The organism is Polaromonas sp. P1_F8 (assembly GCF_056405635.1).
Genome location: NZ_JBFUBS010000001.1, coordinates 1,300,171 through 1,317,759 on the forward strand (window position 1 = coordinate 1,300,171; position 17,589 = coordinate 1,317,759).

A 17,589-nucleotide genomic window follows, 5' to 3' on the forward strand; every position below is an offset into this window, starting at 1 on the left:
CCTCCGCCCTGCCATGCATAAAGTCGAACTCTCTTACCTGCTCACGCCACAGCGCGGCAAAAATGCCCTGATACGCAATCCGCTGATGGACATGCTCCATGCGGTGCGTGAGCAGGGCTCCATCTCCAAAGCCGCCAAGGCGCTCGACCTGTCGTACCGCCACGTGTGGGGTGCACTCAAAGACTGGGAGCAGACCCTGGGACGAACACTGATCGTCTGGGACAAGGGCCAGCGGGCACGGCTCACGGAATTCGGCGAGAAACTGCTTTGGGCCGAACGGCAGGCACAGGCTCGGCTGGCGCCCCAGATCGAAGCGCTGCGGGGCGACATCGAGCGGGCTTTTTCCACCGCCTTTGACGACGACGCCCATGTGCTCACGCTTTACGCCAGCCACGACGCAGCACTTTCTGCATTGCGGGAGCAGGCCAGCCCGCGCGGGCTGCATCTGGACATCCGCTTCATGGGCAGCGTGGACGCCATTGCCGCCCTGAACGCGGGGCGCTGCATGATGGCCGGATTTCACACGCTGGACCAGCCTGGCAGCCAGTCCGTGACAGCCCTGACCTACCGCAACCTGCTCAAGCCCGGACTGCACAAGCTGATCGGTTTCGCCCATCGCAAGCAGGGCCTGATCGTGGCAAAAAACAACCCGCTGCAGATCGCCGGCATCACCGACCTGGCAAGGCCGGGCGTGCGTTACGTGAACCGGGCGGAAGGCACCGGCACGCGCGTGTTGCTGGACGAACTGCTGGGCAAAGCCGGTGTGGCGACTTCAGATATCCAGGGCTACCAGAGCCAGGAGCCATCCCATACGGCCGTAGCCCAGGCGATTGCCAGCAACGTCGCCGATGCCGGCCTTGGCATTGAAACGGCAGCGCGCGAGAAAGGCCTGGGCTTCGTCCCCTTGGCGCAGGAGCGCTACCACCTGGTGTGCCTGAAGTCCGAACTGCCCACACCGCAGGTGCAGGCACTGCTCAAGGAGCTCCAGAGCAGCGACTGGCAGGCCACGCTGGAAGAGTTGCCCGGCTACAGCGGCGAAACGGCCCAGAGCGGCAAGGTGCTGTCCCTGCGCGCCACCTTGCCCTGGTGGACGTACCGCAAGGAAAAATTGGCGAAAAGTGCTTGAAACCCTTTATGAATGAGCGCAAGCAGCTATTCTTTTTATAGCGCGCAGGACCTGAAGCCACAGAAAATATCATCCCGGCCAGGCAGGCAGAAGTTGCGGAACCGGGGATGCTTCAGGCGCGCACGCGTGGCGAACGAGCCGCCGCGCAGAACCTTGTGGCTGCCGAACCAGGGTTCGGAATAGGCCGCGAAAGGGCCGGGCACAAAACCCGGGTAAGCGCGAAAGGTGGTGCCCGTCCACTCCCACACGTCGCCCCAGCGAAAGCCCCTGTGGGCGGCCGTGCACGCAGCGGTTTCCCATTCCACCTCCGCAGGCAAACGGCGCCCGGCCCAGCGGCACCAGGCGTCAGCCTCCCACCAGCTCATGTGCATGGCCGGCTGGTTGCCGAGCATGCGCATGGCCTTGCCAAAGCGGGTCAGCATCACGGCGCCACTGGCCACGCCAATCTGCTCAACGTAACGCGGGCCGCGCCTGCCTTCACTTTTCACGGTGGCCTGCAACCACCCCCATCCTTCGGGCTGCCAGAACTCGGGCCGGTCATAGCCGCCGTCATCGACAAACTCCACGAACTGCGCCCAGCTCACCGGCTGCGCGTCGATCTCGAACTCGGGCACGCTGATGTCATGCTGCGCCAGTTCGTTGTCGAACGCAAAGCCTGCAGTGTCCGACGGTGCGGCAGAGCCCATTTCCCAGGTGGTAGCCGGGATCAACAGCGCGCCCCGCAGTGCCATGGGCGGGGGTGTGAAGGCTTGCAGCAAATCCTTGTCCATGGGCACACCCAGCATTTGTGCCGCATGGGTCAAGGCTTCGGCCTGCATGTCCTCATAAAAGAGGCACAGGCGGTAGAAGTAGAGCGCGTCGCCGTCCTCCCCGGCTTTGCCCAGCAATTCCAGCGTGCTTTCCAGCGTGTCGAGCAGATAGGCACGGCAAACTTCCACATCGGGCAGGCCAAGCGACCAGCGCTGGCTGTGCGGAACACTCGCAGGGTCCCACCAGCGGTCGGCATCGGGTTCCATCGAAGCGAGGCGGGCGTGCCCCGGTGCGCAGCGTATTCCCTGTGCACGCTGCACATTGCGGCCGATCCACCATTCCTGGAACCAGCCGATATGGCCGAGCATCCACAGCGGAGGGCTCAGCAGTGGGGAGGCCGGCACGGCAAAACCAACGGATTCCAGCGCCTGCTGGTACTGGCCAAAAATCCGCAAGGTGTGATTGCGGGCATCCATCAGCGCCAGCGACAGGACGTCACGGCCGGCGCTGCGCATGAGGGGCGAATCGATCTGGCGGTCCATCGCGAAAAAAATGATTGCTGGCGGGAGTAATGAAAAGGTGTAGCGTCTTGAACCCGCACAAAGTCTGACAAGCACTGACACGAATGGACACAAACAAGACACCATCAAAGCCGCGCGCCGATTGAGGCCAGAATAGCAGACGGACGACCGGCTGGCGCGCATAAGTGTTTAGGTTGCATACTGGGCTCGAGGACAAACAAGGGGCCTGCCAACCCGACGAAATATTGATGGCAAGGTGTCGCGCCACGGCGACTTACCCCCTTTTGTAACAACAAGTACACGGATAGACTCCGGCCAGTCGCCCCGTATCTTGAGAATGCCTGCAGGTGTCTGGAGGACGCATCGACTGCCCCTTGACCCCGCCCCTTGACTCACTCACCAGCACGCCACTTATGCAACCACACGATCTGAACTCATCGCCCGCCGAGCTCGACATGACGCTCCTGGACCTCGGGCCCCTGGCGTGGGTGCTGGAAGAACTGCGCAAGTCGCTGGAAGGCTCCAACAAAGCCCTGAAACGCTTTTTGCGGGAGGCTGAAGGTGTCAGCAACTCCGACCTTGCCGCGCTGGATGCCGGCCAGTTACGCACCGCCCGCCAGCAGTTGCACCAGGCGGTTGGCGCGCTGGAGATGGTCGGCATGAGCGCGCCTGCGCTGGTGCTGCGGGCCATGGAAACGGCGGTGCAAAAATTCATCCAGACACCGGGGCAATGCACACAGGACGCTGCGACCAAAATCGAACTGGCCGGTTTTTCCCTGACGCATTACCTCGAAGACGTGCTGGCCGGCAAACCGGTGTCTGCGGTGTCACTTTTCCCCCAGTACCGCGACATCCAGGGCCTGGTTGGCGCCGACCGCGTCCATCCGGCGGATCTCTGGGTGTTCCAGTGGCGCTGGATAGAGCCGGTCCTCAATATCACCGTCGATGCCAGGGCGTACGGCGGGGAATCCCGGCAACTGCTGGACCGGCTGATGCTGACCCTCATCCGGACCGGTGATGCAGAAGCCGCGCAGAGCCTCAGCGATGTGTGCCTGGGGTTCGCCCAGGGTCAGACCGGCATTGAGCCCAGGACCTTCTGGAAAATTGCAGCGGCGTATTTCGAAGCACTGGCAAAAGGCCTGCTGAAGATCGATCTCTATGTAAAGCGTGCAACCCTGCGCATCCTGCTGCAGTATGTCTGGCTGGCCAAGGGTACGGAGGCGTCGGCCCGGCTTGCGGAAGATCTGCTTTTCCTGTGTTCCCAGGCGAAAGTCCCACGCTCCAGCGACGCGCCGGTGTTGTCGGCAGTGCGCTCGAGTTATGGCCTCACGCGGTTCAAGCCAGTTGACTATGAGTCGGTCCAGTTCGGCCGCTTCGCCCCGGCCCTGATCGCGCAGGCCCGCAAGCGCATCAGCTCGGCAAAGGAAACATGGTCTGCAGCCACCGCTGGAGACCTGAGCAAGTTCAAATTCTTGAACGACCAGTTCAGCCTGGTGACGGATTCACTGGTCAAACTGCATCCGCCGAGCGAGCCGATGGCGCGGTCGCTGACGCGCGTGATCGCCTCGACGGTCAGTTCGGGTCAGGCCCCCAGCCCCGAACTGGCGCTGGAGGTGGCAACCGCCGTGCTGTACCTGGAAGCCGTGTTTGACGATTTCGACCCCAACGACCCGCGCCTGTGGGCCCGGACAGCCCGGCTTGCGGAGCGGCTCGAAAGCGCCAGGACGGGCGGACAGCCACAACCACCGGAATCGTGGATGGAGGAGCTGTATCAACGCGTCAACGACAAACAGACCATGGGAAGCGTGGTGGGTGAACTGCGCGTGGCCCTGGGTGTGCTGGAAAAATCCCTCGACAGCTTTTTCCGCACGCCGGAGGACAAAAAACCCCTGGCCGTGGTACCAGGGCAACTCGCGCAGATGCAGGGCGTGCTGTCCATGCTGGGGGTAGACCAGGCAGCCCTGGCGGTAATGCACATGCGCGAACTCGTGGAACAGATGCTCAAACCTGGTGCCAATGAGCAGCAGGCCCACATGGCAGGATCGGTCGATCGCCTCGGCAATAACCTCGGAGCCTTGAGCTTCCTGATTGACATGCTCAATTACCAGCCCGGCCTGGCCAAAAAGCTGTTTGTGTACGACGCGGTGAAAGGCGAACTGAAGGCAGACAAGGACAACTGAACCGCCAGGAGCGCGGCCGGGACTGCGCCTGAGGGCAGCAGGTGAAATGCCCGAGAAAACACCCTTGTTTTAAACTGGCTGCCTCGCGCACCGCCGGTACCGCGGGAACGCCATTGAAAGCAAGCCATGAACGCCCCTGAAACACTTCCGGGCACCCCACCCCGGCTCACCAGCCTGTCGCATGGCGGCGGTTGCGGCTGCAAGATTGCGCCTGGCGTGCTGAGTGAAATTCTCAAAAACTCCAGCAACCTCCCGATTCCGCCGCAGCTGCTGGTGGGCATTGAAACCGCCGACGACGCGGCTGTTTACCTGCTCAATGACGAGCAGGCGCTGATCGCGACGACCGATTTCTTCATGCCCATCGTCGACGATCCCTACGACTTCGGCCGCATCGCCGCCACCAATGCGATCAGCGACGTCTACGCCATGGGCGGCACGCCCATCATGGCGCTGGGACTGGTGGGCATGCCCATCAATGTGCTGCCGCTGGAGACCATAGGCGCCATCCTGCGCGGCGGGCAGGACGTTTGCCGCGATGCGGGCATTCCGATTGCGGGTGGCCACACCATCGACTCGGTCGAGCCGATTTACGGCCTGGTGGTGCTGGGCCTGGTGCACCCTTCGCGGGTCAAGAAGAATTCCGGCGCGCGCGCCGGTGACGTGCTGGTGCTGGGCAAGCCACTGGGCATCGGCATCCTGTCAGCGGCGCTGAAAAAAGAACAGCTGGATGCCGAGGGCTATGCCCGCATGATCGCGCTCACCACACAGCTCAACAAGCCGGGTATCGAGCTGGCACGCATGGAAGGCGTGCATGCACTCACCGACATCACCGGCTTTGGCCTGGCAGGCCACGGCCTGGAACTGGCCCGCGGGGCCGGCGTCCAGCTGCGTATCGACTGGCATCGCGTGCCGCTGGTCAGTGGCGCGCGCGAACTCGCGGCACAAGGCTGTGTGACGGGCGCCTCGGGGCGCAACTGGGCCAGCTATGGAAATGAAGTGCGTTTGCCCGCCGCCTTTGCCGACGTAGACAAAGCCCTGCTCAGTGACCCGCAAACCTCCGGAGGCCTGCTGGTGTCCTGCAATGCAGACAGCGCCGCCGAGGTTCTGGCAATTTTCCACGCCCAGGGCTTTGCCGAGGCAGCGGTCATCGGGGAGGTCACCGCCGGCTACGGGCTGGCCGTACGCTGAAAAAAATGCGCGAGAGTCTGGCACAAGCCGTAAAACCCTAGGGTAAACCCGGAAATTTTTTGTCAGTCTTTATTCAGTGCGGGAGCGGGCATCCGTCGTACCATTCATGCCTCGACGTACCCGGGTGGGTACTTTCTCATTCAAAAGAACTTATCGGAGACATCCCGTGTCCGCACTCCTCAAACTCGCACTGGCCTACGACTGGCTGACCACGCGACTTGGCAAGATCGCCGCCTGGACGGTGTTGCTCGCCGCGATGATTTCCGCCGGCAACGCCTTTGTGCGCTACGGCCTGGACATCAGTTCCAACGGCTGGCTTGAAATCCAGTGGTACCTGTTCGCCGCCACCGTGATGCTGGGCGCACCTGTGGTCCTCAAGCTCAACGAGCATGTGCGGGTCGACATCATTTACGGCAAGCTCAAGGGCAACGGGCCGGTGTATGTGGATATCTTCGGCCTGGCCGTCTTCCTGCTCCCGGTCATGGGCCTGCTGGCCTACCTGAGCTGGCCGCTGTTCGTGAGCATGCTGCGCTCAGGTGAAGTCTCAGGCAACGCCGGCGGCCTGATCCGCTGGCCGGCGATGCTGCTGCTGCCGCTGGGCTTCGGTCTGATGTTCGTACAGGGCCTCTCGGAAATCATCAAGCGCATCTGCTATCTCCAGGGCAAATTCGAGATGGATACGCACTACGAAAAACCGGTTCAGTGATCCGTTTGCATCGCTCGTTCCCATAAAAATACTTTCAGGACTACCCCATGCAGATGGAAAATTTTGCCCCGATCATGTTCGCGGGCCTCGTGCTGATCATGCTGATCGGCTTTCCCGTCGCCTTCTCGCTGGCCGCCCTCGGGCTGGCCTCGGGCTTCCTGGCCATCGAGATGGGCTGGTTTCCTGCCAGCTTCATGTCCAACCTGCCGCTCAACATGTTCGGCATTTTGTCGAACGAGCTGCTGCTGGCCATTCCATTCTTCACCTTCATGGGCGCCATCCTTGAAAAGTGCGGCCTGGCCGAAGACATGCTGGACTCCATGGGCCAGCTGTTCGGCCCCGCCAAGGGCGGCCTCGGCTACTCGGTGATCATCGTCGGCTTCATCCTGGGCGCGATCACCGGCACGGTGGCTGGCCAGGTGATCGCCATGGCGCTGATCTCGCTGCCCGTGATGATCCGCTATGGCTACAACATGCGCTACGCCACCGGCGTGCTGGCGGCCTCCGGCACCATCACCCAGCTGGTGCCACCGTCACTCGTGCTGATCGTCATGGCCGACCAGCTGGGCCGCTCCGTCGGTGACATGTACAAGGGCGCCTGGGGCCCCTCCATCCTGCAGGTGCTGATCTTCGCGGGCTACACCTTCATGCTTGGCGTGTTCAAGCCGCACCATGTTCCCGGCGTTCCGAAAACCGCGCGCACGCTCAACGGCTGGGCACTGTGGGGTAAATGCCTGCGCGGCATCATCCCGTCGGCCATCCTGATTTTTGCCGTGCTCGGCTCCATGGGTGGCCTGCCCGGCATCAACACCGCCATTGCCACGCCAACCGAAGCCGGCGCCATGGGCGTGGTGGGTGCGCTGATCCTGGCGGCCATGCACAAACGCCTGACCCCGGCGTTGATCTGGGAAGCCATGAGCGGCACGATGCGCCTGACAGCCATGGTGGTCTTCATCCTGATAGGTGCACGCGTCTTCTCGATGGTATTTCAGGGCGTGGACGGCGCCAAGTGGGTCGAGCACATGCTCAGCGGCCTGCCCGGCGGCCAGACCGGCTTCCTGATCGCCGTCAACCTGTTCATCTTCTTCCTGGCTTTTTTCCTCGACTTCTTCGAGATTGCTTTCATCATCCTGCCCATGCTGGGCCCCGTCGCCGACAAGCTGGGCATTGACCTGATCTGGTTCGGCGTGCTGCTGTGCGTGAACATGCAGACCAGCTTCATGCACCCGCCCTTCGGCTTTGCGCTGTTCTACCTGCGAGGGATCGCCGACACCCTGTTCAAGGAAGGACGCATTCCCAAGCCGATCAAGTCCAACGACATTTACCTGGGCGCCATCCCCTGGGTGGCGATGCAGCTGATTCTGGTAGCGATCGTCATCTTCGTGCCGCAAACGGTGACGATCTTCCTCGACAAACCCGAGGTGGTTGACCTGGACAAGGTCAAGATCGAGATACCCGTCGACGAGAGCGCGACCCCGCCCGCGGGCGGGGCCAGCGGTGCAGCAGGCACAGACCCGCTGGCGCCGCCAGCGGAGCCGAATGCCGATGACGAACAGAAAAAACTCGACGAACTGTTCAAGACCAAATAACCGATCGCAGCCTTCCAGGCCAGCGTCCAACGCCCCTTTCGCGAGGGGCGTTTTTATTGGCAGCCCATACTGTCAGTTTTTCCTTTTCATACCGCGAGCACTCCATGGACCCCGTACCCGCCCCCAGCACCTATTTCGGCCCGCCGCCCTTCAAGTTCACCCCGACAGGTGGGAGCATCTCTGGGCAGGCGTTTTCCGTGCCCTTCAAGGTGTTGGCCACCACCATCGTGCTGGCCCTGGCCGCAGCTTTTGTCCAGGCCTGGCTGGCTGGGAGGGCCTCAGGCGCGGCTGCGGGCGGGGGGTGGTTCATCGCCGGGCTGCTGATGGTGAGCTACACGTGGTGGCACATCCTGCGCAGCGTCACGCGCCTCGACGAGCAAGGCCTCTACCAGAGCTGGGTCTGGGACAAGCACATGGAGCTGCGCGAACTCGCCTACGGCAAGCTGATCCGCGTGCGCGGACTCGAATGGCTGATCGCGCCACGTCTGTATGTGCGTACCTTGATGGGGAAGTTCGCGGTGTTCTACGCCGCCTCGCCCGAGATGGTCGCGGAATTTGAACGGCTTGTCAGCGAACTAAAGACCTTTCGCAGCCAGCGGTAAGCACACACCCGTTGAGGCTCACTTCGTGTAGCCTCCTCCCCTTGCAGGGCGGCGCCTGCGGTCTGGCAAAGCCAGTCCCGCGGTAAATAATTGGCACACCCCTGTTGAGGCTCACTTCGTGTAGCCTCCTCCCCCCTTGCAGGGGGCGGTGCCTGCGGTCTGGCAAAGCCAGTCCCGCGGCACCCTGCTTGCACTGAGCTCCGACACCTGCTTCAGGCGAAAAAAAACCGCGACATATCGCGGTTTTTTCTTGCGCGGGCCACTCTTACAGAGTTACGCCCTGCATGTAGGTGTCGAAGCGCGACTCGGCGAAACGGAACCAGAGGATCTGGTCCTTCTGGAAAGCACGGTAGTCGCTGTAGATCTTCTTCCAGTCAGGGTTCTTCTCGGCCAGCTCGGCATACAACTCCATCGACGCCTTGAACGAGGCATCGAGCACGGGCTTGGGAAAGGGCAAGACCTTGGTTTTGGCGCCCACCAGCTGTTTCAATGCGGTCGGGTTGCGTGCGTCGTACTTGGCTTGCATGTCGATATGGGCGTGTGAGGCGGCTGCGTCAATGATCGCGCGGTACTCTGCGGGCAGGGCTTCCAGCGCCTTGTTGTTGACGAAAAAATCAATCTCAGGGCCACCTTCCCACCAGCCGGGGTAGTAGTAAAACGGAGCCACCTTGTTGAAGCCCAGTTTCTGGTCGTCGTAAGGGCCCACCCACTCGGCGGCATCCAGCGTGCCTTTTTCAAGGGCCTGGTAAATCTCGCCGCCAGGCAGGTTCTGCGGAACCACGCCGAGACGCTCCACCACCTTGCCGGCAAAGCCGCCAATACGGAACTTCAGGCCTTTCAGGTCGGCCACGGTCTTGATTTCCTTGCGGAACCAGCCACCCATCTGGGTGCCCGTGTTGCCGCCAGGAAAGCTCACCAGGTTGTATTTGGCGTAGAACTCATTCATGAGCTTGCGGCCATTGCCTTCGTACATCCAGGCCGACATCTGGCGCGAGTTCATGCCGAAGGGAATCGCTGCGCCGATGGCAAACGCTTCGTTCTTGCCGAAGTAGTAGTAAGGCACGGTGTGGCACATTTCCACGGAACCCTGGCCGACGCCGTCGACCACACCAAAGGCAGGCATCAATTCGCCGGCGGCGTGGACGCTGATCTGGAACTTGCCGCCAGTCATTTCGCTGACCTTCTTGGCGAACACTTCGGCACCGCCGTAAATGGTGTCAAGCGGCTTGGGAAAACTGGAAGCCAGGCGCCAGCGGATGGCAGCTTGCGCGTGAACAGCAGGTGCCACACCGGCGGCCAGTACACCGGCAATGCCGGCGTTTTTGATAAGTGAACGACGATCCATTAAATGCTATCTCCTGAAGGGTGGTCGGGTTTGCGGTCCGAATGGACCTGCGGGCGCCCAGCTGGCAATCGACGGCTGCAAGCCGCGGTTTTGAGCAAGAGGGCAGAGACCTATTTTGTCAGCATTTCCCACCGCTTGCCCAACCCGTTTTTACCGTATCGGGACAGACGTAAAAAAGCCGCCTGCAAGAGGCGGCTTTCTGGATGACCGATGGGCCGGGTTCAGAGCTTCTGGGCTTGCATGAAGCGGTCAAACGTGGCTTCCGTGAAGCGGAACCACAGGTTCTGCTCGGCGCGGAACTTGGAGTAGTCGGCGTAGATCTTCTTCCAGTTTTCGTTCCTCGCGCTGATCTCTTCGTAAAGCGCCATGGACTCCTTGAAAGCAGCGTTCATCACGTCGGTCGGGAATGGACGGAGCTTGGTACCCGCACCCACGAGCTGCTTGAGCGCACCGGGGTTTTTTGCGTCGTATTTGGCCTGCATATCGCCATGGGCCTGGGCCGCAGCTGCTTCGACAATGGCCTTGTTCTCAGGGGTGAGGGCGTCAAAAGCCTTGTTGTTGATGAAGAAGTCCAGTTCGGGGCCGCCTTCCCACCAGCCGGGGTAGTAGTAAAACGGGGCCACCTTGTTAAAGCCCAGTTTCAGGTCGTCGTAAGGTCCCACCCATTCGGCGGCGTCAATCGTGCCTTTTTCGAGGGCCTGGTAAATCTCACCACCGGGAATGTTCTGCGGCACACCGCCGATACGCTCCAGAACCTTGCCGCCGAATCCGCCGATGCGCATTTTCAGGCCCTTGATGTCTTTCAGCGACTTGATTTCCTTGCGGTACCAGCCGCCCATCTGCGCGCCGGTGTTGCCGCCGGGGAAATTGACGATGTTGTATTTTCCATAGAACTCGCGCATCAGCTTCAGGCCGTTGCCTTCGTACATCCATGCGCTCATCTGACGGCTGTTCAGGCCGAAGGGAATGGCACAGCCAAGGGCAAAGGTCTCATCCTTGCCGAAGAAATAGTAAGGGGCCGTGTGGCACGCCTCGACAGAGCCTTGCTGTACGCCGTCGACCACGCCAAAAGCGGGCATCAATTCCCCAGCGGCATGAACCGACACTTCGAACTTGCCGCCCGACATGGCCTTGACGGCTTTGGCAAATACTTCGGCGGCCCCAAAAATGGTGTCAAGGGACTTGGGGAAGCTGGAGGCCAGGCGCCAACGAACGGCAGCCTGCGCATGAACAGCAGGTGCTACACCTGCCGCCAGCACACCGGCAATACCGGCGTTTTTGATAAGTGAGCGACGATCCATAAAACTCTCTCCTGAAGTTATCGAATTTTGCGTTGATCTGCCAGATCGGTTAGGCCTGCTACAACAGTTGAATTGCATTGCCTAGATTGAATCGGCGGAGCATGGATACTTTGTCACTCTTTTGCATAAAAACACCCCGTTTTTACCCGTAGATCGCGCACAAAAAAGCCGCCTGGGCAGGCGGCTTTTTGACGAAAACGTTTCAGCGAGCGGCTTGCCAGTTGCAAGCCGCTCGCCCCCATCTGATCAAGCTGATGGCTTTACAGCTTCTGGCTCTGCATGAAACGGTCGAAGGTCGCCTCGGTAAAACGGAACCACAGGTTCTGGTCACCGCGGAATTTCGAATAGTCCGCATAGACCTTGCGCCAGTTTTCATTTTTGGCCGACAGCTCTTCATACAGCTTCATCGACTCCTTGAAAGCGGCATTCATGACATCGGCGGGGAACGGCCGGAGCTTGGCGCCAGCACCCACCAGCTGCTTCAGGGCCGTCGGATTCTTGGTGTCGTATTTGGCCTGCATGTCGACGTGTGCGGCGGCGCTGGCCGCTTCCACAATCGCCTTGTATTCGGGCGACAACGCGTCGTAGGCTTTCTGGTTGATGTACAGGTCCAGCTGCAGGCCACCTTCCCACCAGCCGGGGTAGTAGTAGTTGGGTGCCACCTTGTTGAAGCCCAGCTTCTGGTCATCGTAGGGACCGATCCATTCGGCGGCATCGATGGTGCCTTTTTCCAGCGCCTGGTAGATCTCGCCGCCGGGGATGTTCTGCGGCACGCCGCCCAGCCGCTCGATGACCTTGCCGGCAAAACCGCCGACGCGGAATTTGAGGCCCTTCATGTCGGCAATGGACTTGATCTCCTTGCGGAACCAGCCACCCATTTGCGCGCCGGTATTGCCGCACGGAAAGCTGATCATGTTGTATTTGGCGTAGAACTCGCGCATCAGCTTCAAGCCGTTGCCCTCAAAGGTCCAGGCGCTCATCTGGCGGCTGTTCAGGCCAAAAGGAATGGCGCCGCCGATGGCAAAGGTTTCGTCCTTGCCGAAGAAATAGTAAGGCGCCGTATGGGCTGCCTCGATGGAGCCTTGCTGCACGCCGTCGACCACACCAAACGCGGGCATCAGTTCGCCTGCGGCATGGACTGAAATCTCAAACTTGCCGCCTGAAATCGCCTTGACATGCTTGGCAAACGTTTCAGCACCTCCATAGATCGTGTCCAGCGACTTGGGGAAGCTGGATGCCAGGCGCCAGCGAACAGCGGCCTGTGCGTGAACAGCAGGCGCAACGCCTGCTGCCAAAACGCCGGCAATGCCGGCGTGTTTGATGAGTGAACGACGATCCATCAGGTTGACTCCGAAAGGTAAAAATGAAAATTCCACTGGGCTCAGGCACCAGCCAGACCGTTTTGCAGGTCTTTGGGAATTCTAAAAATGAGGGGAGAGGGACCCGGCCGGGTTTACCCTTGAAGAGCTGACGGGAAGCTGTCTATGTGGCCCCCACGGTCGCGCACTTCGTGTCGCTCCCTGCCCCCCGAGGGGGCCGCTGCGCCTGCGGTCTGGCAAAGCCAGTCCCGCGGCCCCTGCTTGATTTAAGAGCCTTTCAGGGTCTGACTGAATCCGTGATCAAGCGACGGATTTGAGTGCGGGCTTGGGGGATTTGCCAGACTGCAGCAGTGAGGCAAAACGTGCCGTGATGGACGCTTCAATGCCGGCGGCGTCCAGGCCTTGCAAGGCCAGCAGTTTGGCCGGGTCGCCGTGTTCAATGAATTCGTCTTTGAGGCCCAGGTGCAGTACGGGCTTGTTGATGCCTGCGGCTTGCAGCGCTTCGCTGACCGCGCTGCCGGCACCGCCCATGATGGCGCCTTCTTCGACCGTGACGAGGGCTTCATGGCTGGCTGCTACTTTGAGCAGCAGTTCGGTGTCCAGCGGTTTGGCCCAGCGCATGTTGACGACGGTGGCGCCGATTTTTTCGGCGGCTTGCAGGGCCGGGTATAGCAAGGTGCCGAAAGCCAGGATGGCAACACCCGCGCCTTCACGGCGGACTTCGCCTTTGCCGAAGGGCAGCGCCTCAAGGCCGGTTCCCGGCTGGATACTCGCGCCGGCGCCGCGCGGGTAGCGCACAGCCACCGGATGGTTTTGCTCGAAAGCCGAGCTCAGCAGCATGCGGCATTCATTTTCATCGGCGGGGCAGGCTACGCTCATGTTGGGAATGCAGCGCAGGTAAGGAATGTCATAGGCACCCGCATGCGTGGCGCCGTCGGCGCCAACCAGTCCGGCGCGGTCCAGCGCAAACACGACAGGCAGGTTTTGCAGTGCCACATCGTGGATCAGCTGGTCGTAGCCGCGCTGCAAAAAGGTGGAGTAAATCGCAACCACGGGCTTGAGCCCTTCGCAGGCCATGCCCGCGGCAAAGGTCACCGCATGCTGCTCGGCGATGCCGACGTCGTGGTAACGCTCGGGAAAGCGCCTGTGGAACTCAACCATGCCCGAGCCCTCTCGCATGGCTGGGGTGATGCCGACGAGCCGGCTGTCGTGCTCGGCCATGTCGCACAGCCACTGGCCGAACACCTGGGTGAAGGTCTGCTTGGCCGGTGCACTGGACTTTTGCAGGCCCATGGCCGGATCGAACTTGCCGGGGCCGTGGTAGGCGATGGGGTCGGCTTCGGCGAGCTTGTAGCCCTGGCCTTTTTTGGTGACTACATGCAGGAACTGCGGGCCGCCCTTGGTATCCATCAGGTGTTTGATGTTCTCAAGCGTAGGGACCAGCGACTCCAGGTCATGGCCGTCGATGGGGCCGATGTAATTGAAGCCGAAGTTTTCAAACAGCGTGGCAGGCACGACCATGCCCTTGGCATGCGACTCCAGGCGCTTGGCCAGCTCGAGCAGCGGCGGCGCCACGCGCAGCACCTGCTTGCCCATGTGCCTGGCGGACGCATAAAAGCGTCCGCTCATCAGCTGGGCCAGGTAACGGTTCAGCGCGCCCACCGGCGGGCTGATGCTCATGTCGTTGTCGTTAAGCACCACCAGCAGCTTGCAATGGTCGTGCACACCCGCATTGTTCAGGGCCTCGAAGGCCATGCCGGCGCTCATGGCACCGTCGCCAATGATGGCCACCGCATGGCGGTCTTCGCCTTTTTGCTGGGCAGCCAGCGCCATGCCCAGTGCAGCGGAAATCGAGGTCGATGAGTGGGCCGTGCCGAAGGTGTCGTAGGGGCTTTCGTCGCGGCGCGGAAACCCCGACAGGCCGCCAAACTGCCGCAGGCTGTCCATGCGCTCGCGCCGGCCCGTGAGGATTTTGTGCGGATAGGTCTGGTGGCCTACGTCCCACACCAGGCGGTCTTCGGGGGTGTTAAAGACGTAATGCAGAGCCACCGTCAGCTCCACGGTGCCCAGGTTCGAGCTCAGATGGCCGCCGGTTTTTGAAACGCTGTCAAGCACGTAGGCACGCAGTTCGTCAGCCAGGGGTTTCAGGTCAACTCGGGGCAGGCTCCGCAGGTCGGCGGGGCTGTTGATGGTTTCAAGCAATGGGTACATCGTGGTGTCGCTGTTTATGGCAAGGCCGGTTTCCCGGTCCGCGGTATTCAATCCTGATGACGGCTTCAATGATGACGGTTCACAAGCATGTCCGCCAGTGCGCGCAGGGCATCGGTGTGGCCCAGCCCGCTGGCGTCCAGGCTGCGCAGTGCCTTGCCCAGCAGTTGCTGCGCATAGGCTTTGGAGTCTTCCAGCCCCATCAGCGATACAAAGGTGGGTTTGTCCTGGGCAGCGTCCTTGCCGGCCGTCTTGCCCAGTGTGGCGGAATCGGCGGTGACGTCGAGGATGTCGTCTACTACCTGGAAAGCCAGGCCGACAGCAGCGCCGTAATCGCGCAAGGCGTCTTGAGCGGCCAGCGTCGCAGCGCCACAGGCCGCGCCCATCATCACGCTGGCCTGCAGCAGCGCACCGGTTTTGAGCCGGTGCATTTCATGCAGCTGGACGGACGTCAGCGGCAGGCCCACACTGGCCAGATCAATGGCCTGGCCACCGGCCATGCCCTGAAAACCGGCCGCCTGGGCCAGCATGCGGCACAGGCGCGCCTGCGTGGCCGCATCAACTGAATCGTCGGGGGGCGTGAGGAATTCAAATGCCAGCGCCTGCAGGGCGTCGCCGGCAAGCAGTGCCTGAGCCTGGCCGAACTTGACATGCACCGTAGGCTTGCCGCGGCGCAGCACATCGTTGTCCATGCAGGGCATGTCGTCGTGCACCAGCGAATAGGCGTGGATCAGTTCTACCGCGCAGGCAGCCCGCAGGGCGGCTTGCGCATTACCCTGCACGGCCTCACAGGCCGCCATGACCAGCAGCGGCCGCAGGCGTTTTCCACCGTCGAGCACGGCATAACGCATGGCGTCGCCAAGGCCCGCAGGCGCAGGCGCATCGCTGGGACAGGCAACCCAGCGCGACAAAGCGCTCTCGACATTGGCAAGCTGCCCGGCACTCCAGGCGCTCAAGGTAAACAGGGGCAGTTTTTCAGGGGCGTTCAATCGTGGGTCTCTTTTTTAGGGGGTGAAGGAATGTTCTGCCTGCAATGCGCCGGGCGTCGGCTGCGCCGGTTATTCCTGCACCCACGGTTTGAGTTCCGTGCCTTCCAGCACCTTGATCTGGGTTTCCACGGCCTCAAGCTTGTCCCTGCAGAACTTCAGCAGCTGTGCACCGCGCTGGTAGCCGGTAAGCAGTTGGTCCAGCGGCAGCTGCCCGGATTCCAGGCTGTCAACCAGCCCTTCGAGTTCCTGCAATGCGGCCTCATAGCTGGCGGGCAATGCCGGAACAACGGAAGCGGAAGCAGCAGCGGTGGACGAAGGACTTTTGGCCATGGTGATTTGGATGAAGGCTGATTTTAGGCCGTTGCAGGCAGGTTGCGGCCCCGGCGCCCGAGGCTACGAATCCATACATCTCTATTATCCGGTGGCAGCGCGCGAAGACCCGTAAAAAAGCCTGCGCGGGTACAATTGATAACAGTTCTCGATAACAGCAGTGCCCCTGCTGCGGGATATCCGGCCTTGTTTTCTCCGTGGGCTGTCGCTCAGCCTGCCTACCCGCTTGTCAACAGCCTCCACCGCCCTGGCGCGGAGGCATGTTCACCGAAATTTGCATGTCTGATCTCAGCCTCCGTCTCCTGCAGGCCACCAGCCAGCTCCCCATCTCCAGCTATTTTGATGCGGGCCTGTACCAGCGGGAGCAGCAAAAGCTGTTTGCCCGCGGGCCGCGCTACCTGGGCCATGAACTGGCCGTGCCCCACTTGGGCGACTATTACGCCCTGCCGCATGAGGGCGAAGGCCGGGCACTGGTGCGCAACGCCTCAGGCATCGAGCTGATCTCTAACGTCTGCCGGCACCGCCAATCCACCATGCTGCAGGGCCGCGGCAATACCGGCAGCAACATCGTCTGCCCGCTGCACCGCTGGACCTACAACACCTCAGGCGAACTCATAGGCGCACCGCACTTCGAGATCGACCCCTGCCTGAACCTGAACCGCTACAAGACCACGACCTGGAATGGCCTGGTGTTCGAGGACACCGGCCGCGACGTGGCGGCCGAGATGTCGCAGCTGGCCACCTACGCCGACCTCGACTTTTCCGGCTACCAGCTCGACAAGGTGCACCTGCATGAGTGCCACTACAACTGGAAGACCTTCATCGAGGTCTACCTGGAGGACTACCACGTCGGCCCCTTCCACCCCGGCCTGGGCGGCTTTGTCACCACCGACGATCTGCGCTGGCAACTTGAACCAAACTATTCAGTGCAGACCGTGGGCGTGTCAGACAAGCTGGGCAAGCCCGGCACCGACACCTACAAGAAATGGCATGACGTGGTGCTGCAGTACCGCAAGGGCGTACCGCCCAAATACGGCGCCATCTGGCTCACCTACTACCCGCACGTCATGGTTGAGTGGTACCCGCATGTGCTGGTGGTCAGCACGCTGCATCCACAGGGCCCCGACAAGACGCTCAACGTGGTCGAGTTTTTTTACCCCGAAGAAATCTGCGCCTTCGAGCGTGAATTCATCGAAGCGCAACAAGCCGCCTACATGGAAACCTGCGTGGAAGACGACGAAATCGCCCTGCGCATGGACGCCGGCCGCAAGGCCCTGATGGTTCGCGGCGACAACGAGTTCGGCCCCTACCAAAGCCCCATGGAAGACGGCATGCAGCACTTTCACGAGTGGTACCGCCGCGAAATGGGCGCCAGCAAAACCACCCAGATGATCTGAGGGTGCCCGCATGCTATTAATTTGATAGCTGCTCGCGC

14 protein-coding genes are annotated in these 17,589 nt (G+C 61.5%); 7 read left to right on the forward strand and 7 right to left on the reverse strand.

All coding sequences use genetic code 11. The features are described 5' to 3' along the window. Positions 1–13 precede the first annotated feature (13 nt). A complete protein-coding gene (locus AC1D1J_RS06165; protein ID WP_477685154.1) occupies positions 14–1,126 on the forward strand; it encodes a substrate-binding domain-containing protein in 1,113 nt (370 codons plus the stop codon). A gap of 35 nt (positions 1,127–1,161) precedes the next feature. On the opposite strand, the gene senA is transcribed toward AC1D1J_RS06165, so the two are convergent. Next, the gene (senA, locus tag AC1D1J_RS06170; protein WP_477694153.1) at positions 1,162–2,418 is read right to left on the reverse strand and encodes a selenoneine synthase SenA; all 1,257 of its coding nucleotides are present in this window, start codon (positions 2,416–2,418) and stop codon (positions 1,162–1,164) included. Between the two features lie 392 nt (positions 2,419–2,810). Here senA and AC1D1J_RS06175 point away from each other — a divergent pair, with 392 nt between their 5' ends. The 5 genes from AC1D1J_RS06175 to AC1D1J_RS06195 all read left to right on the forward strand — a co-directional run bounded on the left by AC1D1J_RS06175 (position 2,811) and on the right by AC1D1J_RS06195 (position 8,662). Continuing rightward, positions 2,811–4,577, forward strand: coding sequence for a FimL-related protein (locus tag AC1D1J_RS06175; RefSeq protein WP_477685152.1), 1,767 nt, complete (start codon positions 2,811–2,813; stop codon positions 4,575–4,577). Positions 4,578–4,703: 126 nt separating this feature from the next. Further along, on the forward strand, positions 4,704–5,765 hold the full coding sequence (gene selD / locus AC1D1J_RS06180; RefSeq protein ID WP_477685151.1) for a selenide, water dikinase SelD: 1,062 nt from the start codon (positions 4,704–4,706) through the stop codon (positions 5,763–5,765). A gap of 166 nt (positions 5,766–5,931) precedes the next feature. Next, on the forward strand, positions 5,932–6,471 hold the full coding sequence (locus tag AC1D1J_RS06185) for a TRAP transporter small permease subunit (RefSeq protein ID WP_477685150.1): 540 nt from the start codon (positions 5,932–5,934) through the stop codon (positions 6,469–6,471). Positions 6,472–6,518: 47 nt separating this feature from the next. Next, positions 6,519–8,060 carry a TRAP transporter large permease gene (locus tag AC1D1J_RS06190; protein ID WP_457280019.1) on the forward strand — a complete coding sequence of 514 codons (1,542 nt, stop codon included), beginning with the start codon at positions 6,519–6,521 and terminating at the stop codon, positions 8,058–8,060. Between the two features lie 104 nt (positions 8,061–8,164). Next, entirely contained in the window at positions 8,165–8,662 is a 498-nt protein-coding gene (locus AC1D1J_RS06195; RefSeq protein ID WP_477694154.1) for a hypothetical protein, read from the forward strand. Between the two features lie 265 nt (positions 8,663–8,927). Here AC1D1J_RS06195 and AC1D1J_RS06200 read toward each other — a convergent pair whose 3' ends face one another. The 6 genes from AC1D1J_RS06200 to AC1D1J_RS06225 all read right to left on the reverse strand — a co-directional run bounded on the left by AC1D1J_RS06200 (position 8,928) and on the right by AC1D1J_RS06225 (position 16,154). Next, positions 8,928–10,007, reverse strand: a complete 1,080-nt coding sequence (locus tag AC1D1J_RS06200; RefSeq protein WP_477685148.1) for a TRAP transporter substrate-binding protein — start codon at positions 10,005–10,007, stop codon at positions 8,928–8,930. A 221-nt stretch (positions 10,008–10,228) separates the two neighbouring features. Next, entirely contained in the window at positions 10,229–11,308 is a 1,080-nt protein-coding gene (locus AC1D1J_RS06205; RefSeq protein ID WP_457280016.1) for a TRAP transporter substrate-binding protein, read from the reverse strand. Positions 11,309–11,568: 260 nt separating this feature from the next. Continuing rightward, positions 11,569–12,648 (reverse strand): TRAP transporter substrate-binding protein, encoded by a 1,080-nt coding sequence (locus AC1D1J_RS06210; RefSeq protein ID WP_477685147.1) that lies wholly within the window; start codon positions 12,646–12,648, stop codon positions 11,569–11,571. Between the two features lie 279 nt (positions 12,649–12,927). Further along, positions 12,928–14,838, reverse strand: coding sequence for a 1-deoxy-D-xylulose-5-phosphate synthase (gene dxs / locus AC1D1J_RS06215; protein WP_477694155.1), 1,911 nt, complete (start codon positions 14,836–14,838; stop codon positions 12,928–12,930). A 65-nt stretch (positions 14,839–14,903) separates the two neighbouring features. Continuing rightward, complete coding sequence (locus AC1D1J_RS06220; RefSeq protein ID WP_477685145.1) at positions 14,904–15,824, reverse strand: polyprenyl synthetase family protein; 921 nt, start codon at positions 15,822–15,824, stop codon at positions 14,904–14,906. 69 nt (positions 15,825–15,893) lie between these two features. Beyond that, positions 15,894–16,154: an exodeoxyribonuclease VII small subunit gene (locus AC1D1J_RS06225; protein ID WP_477667991.1), complete on the reverse strand. Its 261-nt coding sequence runs from the start codon at positions 16,152–16,154 to the stop codon at positions 15,894–15,896. Positions 16,155–16,432: 278 nt separating this feature from the next. Here AC1D1J_RS06225 and AC1D1J_RS06230 point away from each other — a divergent pair, with 278 nt between their 5' ends. Continuing rightward, positions 16,433–17,551, forward strand: a complete 1,119-nt coding sequence (locus AC1D1J_RS06230) for an aromatic ring-hydroxylating oxygenase subunit alpha (protein WP_477685144.1) — start codon at positions 16,433–16,435, stop codon at positions 17,549–17,551. The last annotated feature ends 38 nt before the right edge of the window (positions 17,552–17,589 follow it).

Coding starts and splice junctions, on each gene's coding strand:
- AC1D1J_RS06190 (WP_457280019.1), top strand. CDS start 6,519: ATGCAGATGGAAAATTTTGCCCCGATCATGTTCGCGGGCCTCGTGCTG.
- AC1D1J_RS06200 (WP_477685148.1), bottom strand. CDS start 10,007: ATGGATCGTCGTTCACTTATCAAAAACGCCGGCATTGCCGGTGTACTG.
- AC1D1J_RS06175 (WP_477685152.1), top strand. CDS start 2,811: ATGCAACCACACGATCTGAACTCATCGCCCGCCGAGCTCGACATGACG.
- AC1D1J_RS06225 (WP_477667991.1), bottom strand. CDS start 16,154: ATGGCCAAAAGTCCTTCGTCCACCGCTGCTGCTTCCGCTTCCGTTGTT.
- AC1D1J_RS06195 (WP_477694154.1), top strand. CDS start 8,165: ATGGACCCCGTACCCGCCCCCAGCACCTATTTCGGCCCGCCGCCCTTC.
- AC1D1J_RS06230 (WP_477685144.1), top strand. CDS start 16,433: ATGTCTGATCTCAGCCTCCGTCTCCTGCAGGCCACCAGCCAGCTCCCC.
- AC1D1J_RS06205 (WP_457280016.1), bottom strand. CDS start 11,308: ATGGATCGTCGCTCACTTATCAAAAACGCCGGTATTGCCGGTGTGCTG.
- AC1D1J_RS06210 (WP_477685147.1), bottom strand. CDS start 12,648: ATGGATCGTCGTTCACTCATCAAACACGCCGGCATTGCCGGCGTTTTG.
- selD (WP_477685151.1), top strand. CDS start 4,704: ATGAACGCCCCTGAAACACTTCCGGGCACCCCACCCCGGCTCACCAGC.
- dxs (WP_477694155.1), bottom strand. CDS start 14,838: ATGTACCCATTGCTTGAAACCATCAACAGCCCCGCCGACCTGCGGAGC.
- AC1D1J_RS06165 (WP_477685154.1), top strand. CDS start 14: ATGCATAAAGTCGAACTCTCTTACCTGCTCACGCCACAGCGCGGCAAA.
- senA (WP_477694153.1), bottom strand. CDS start 2,418: ATGGACCGCCAGATCGATTCGCCCCTCATGCGCAGCGCCGGCCGTGAC.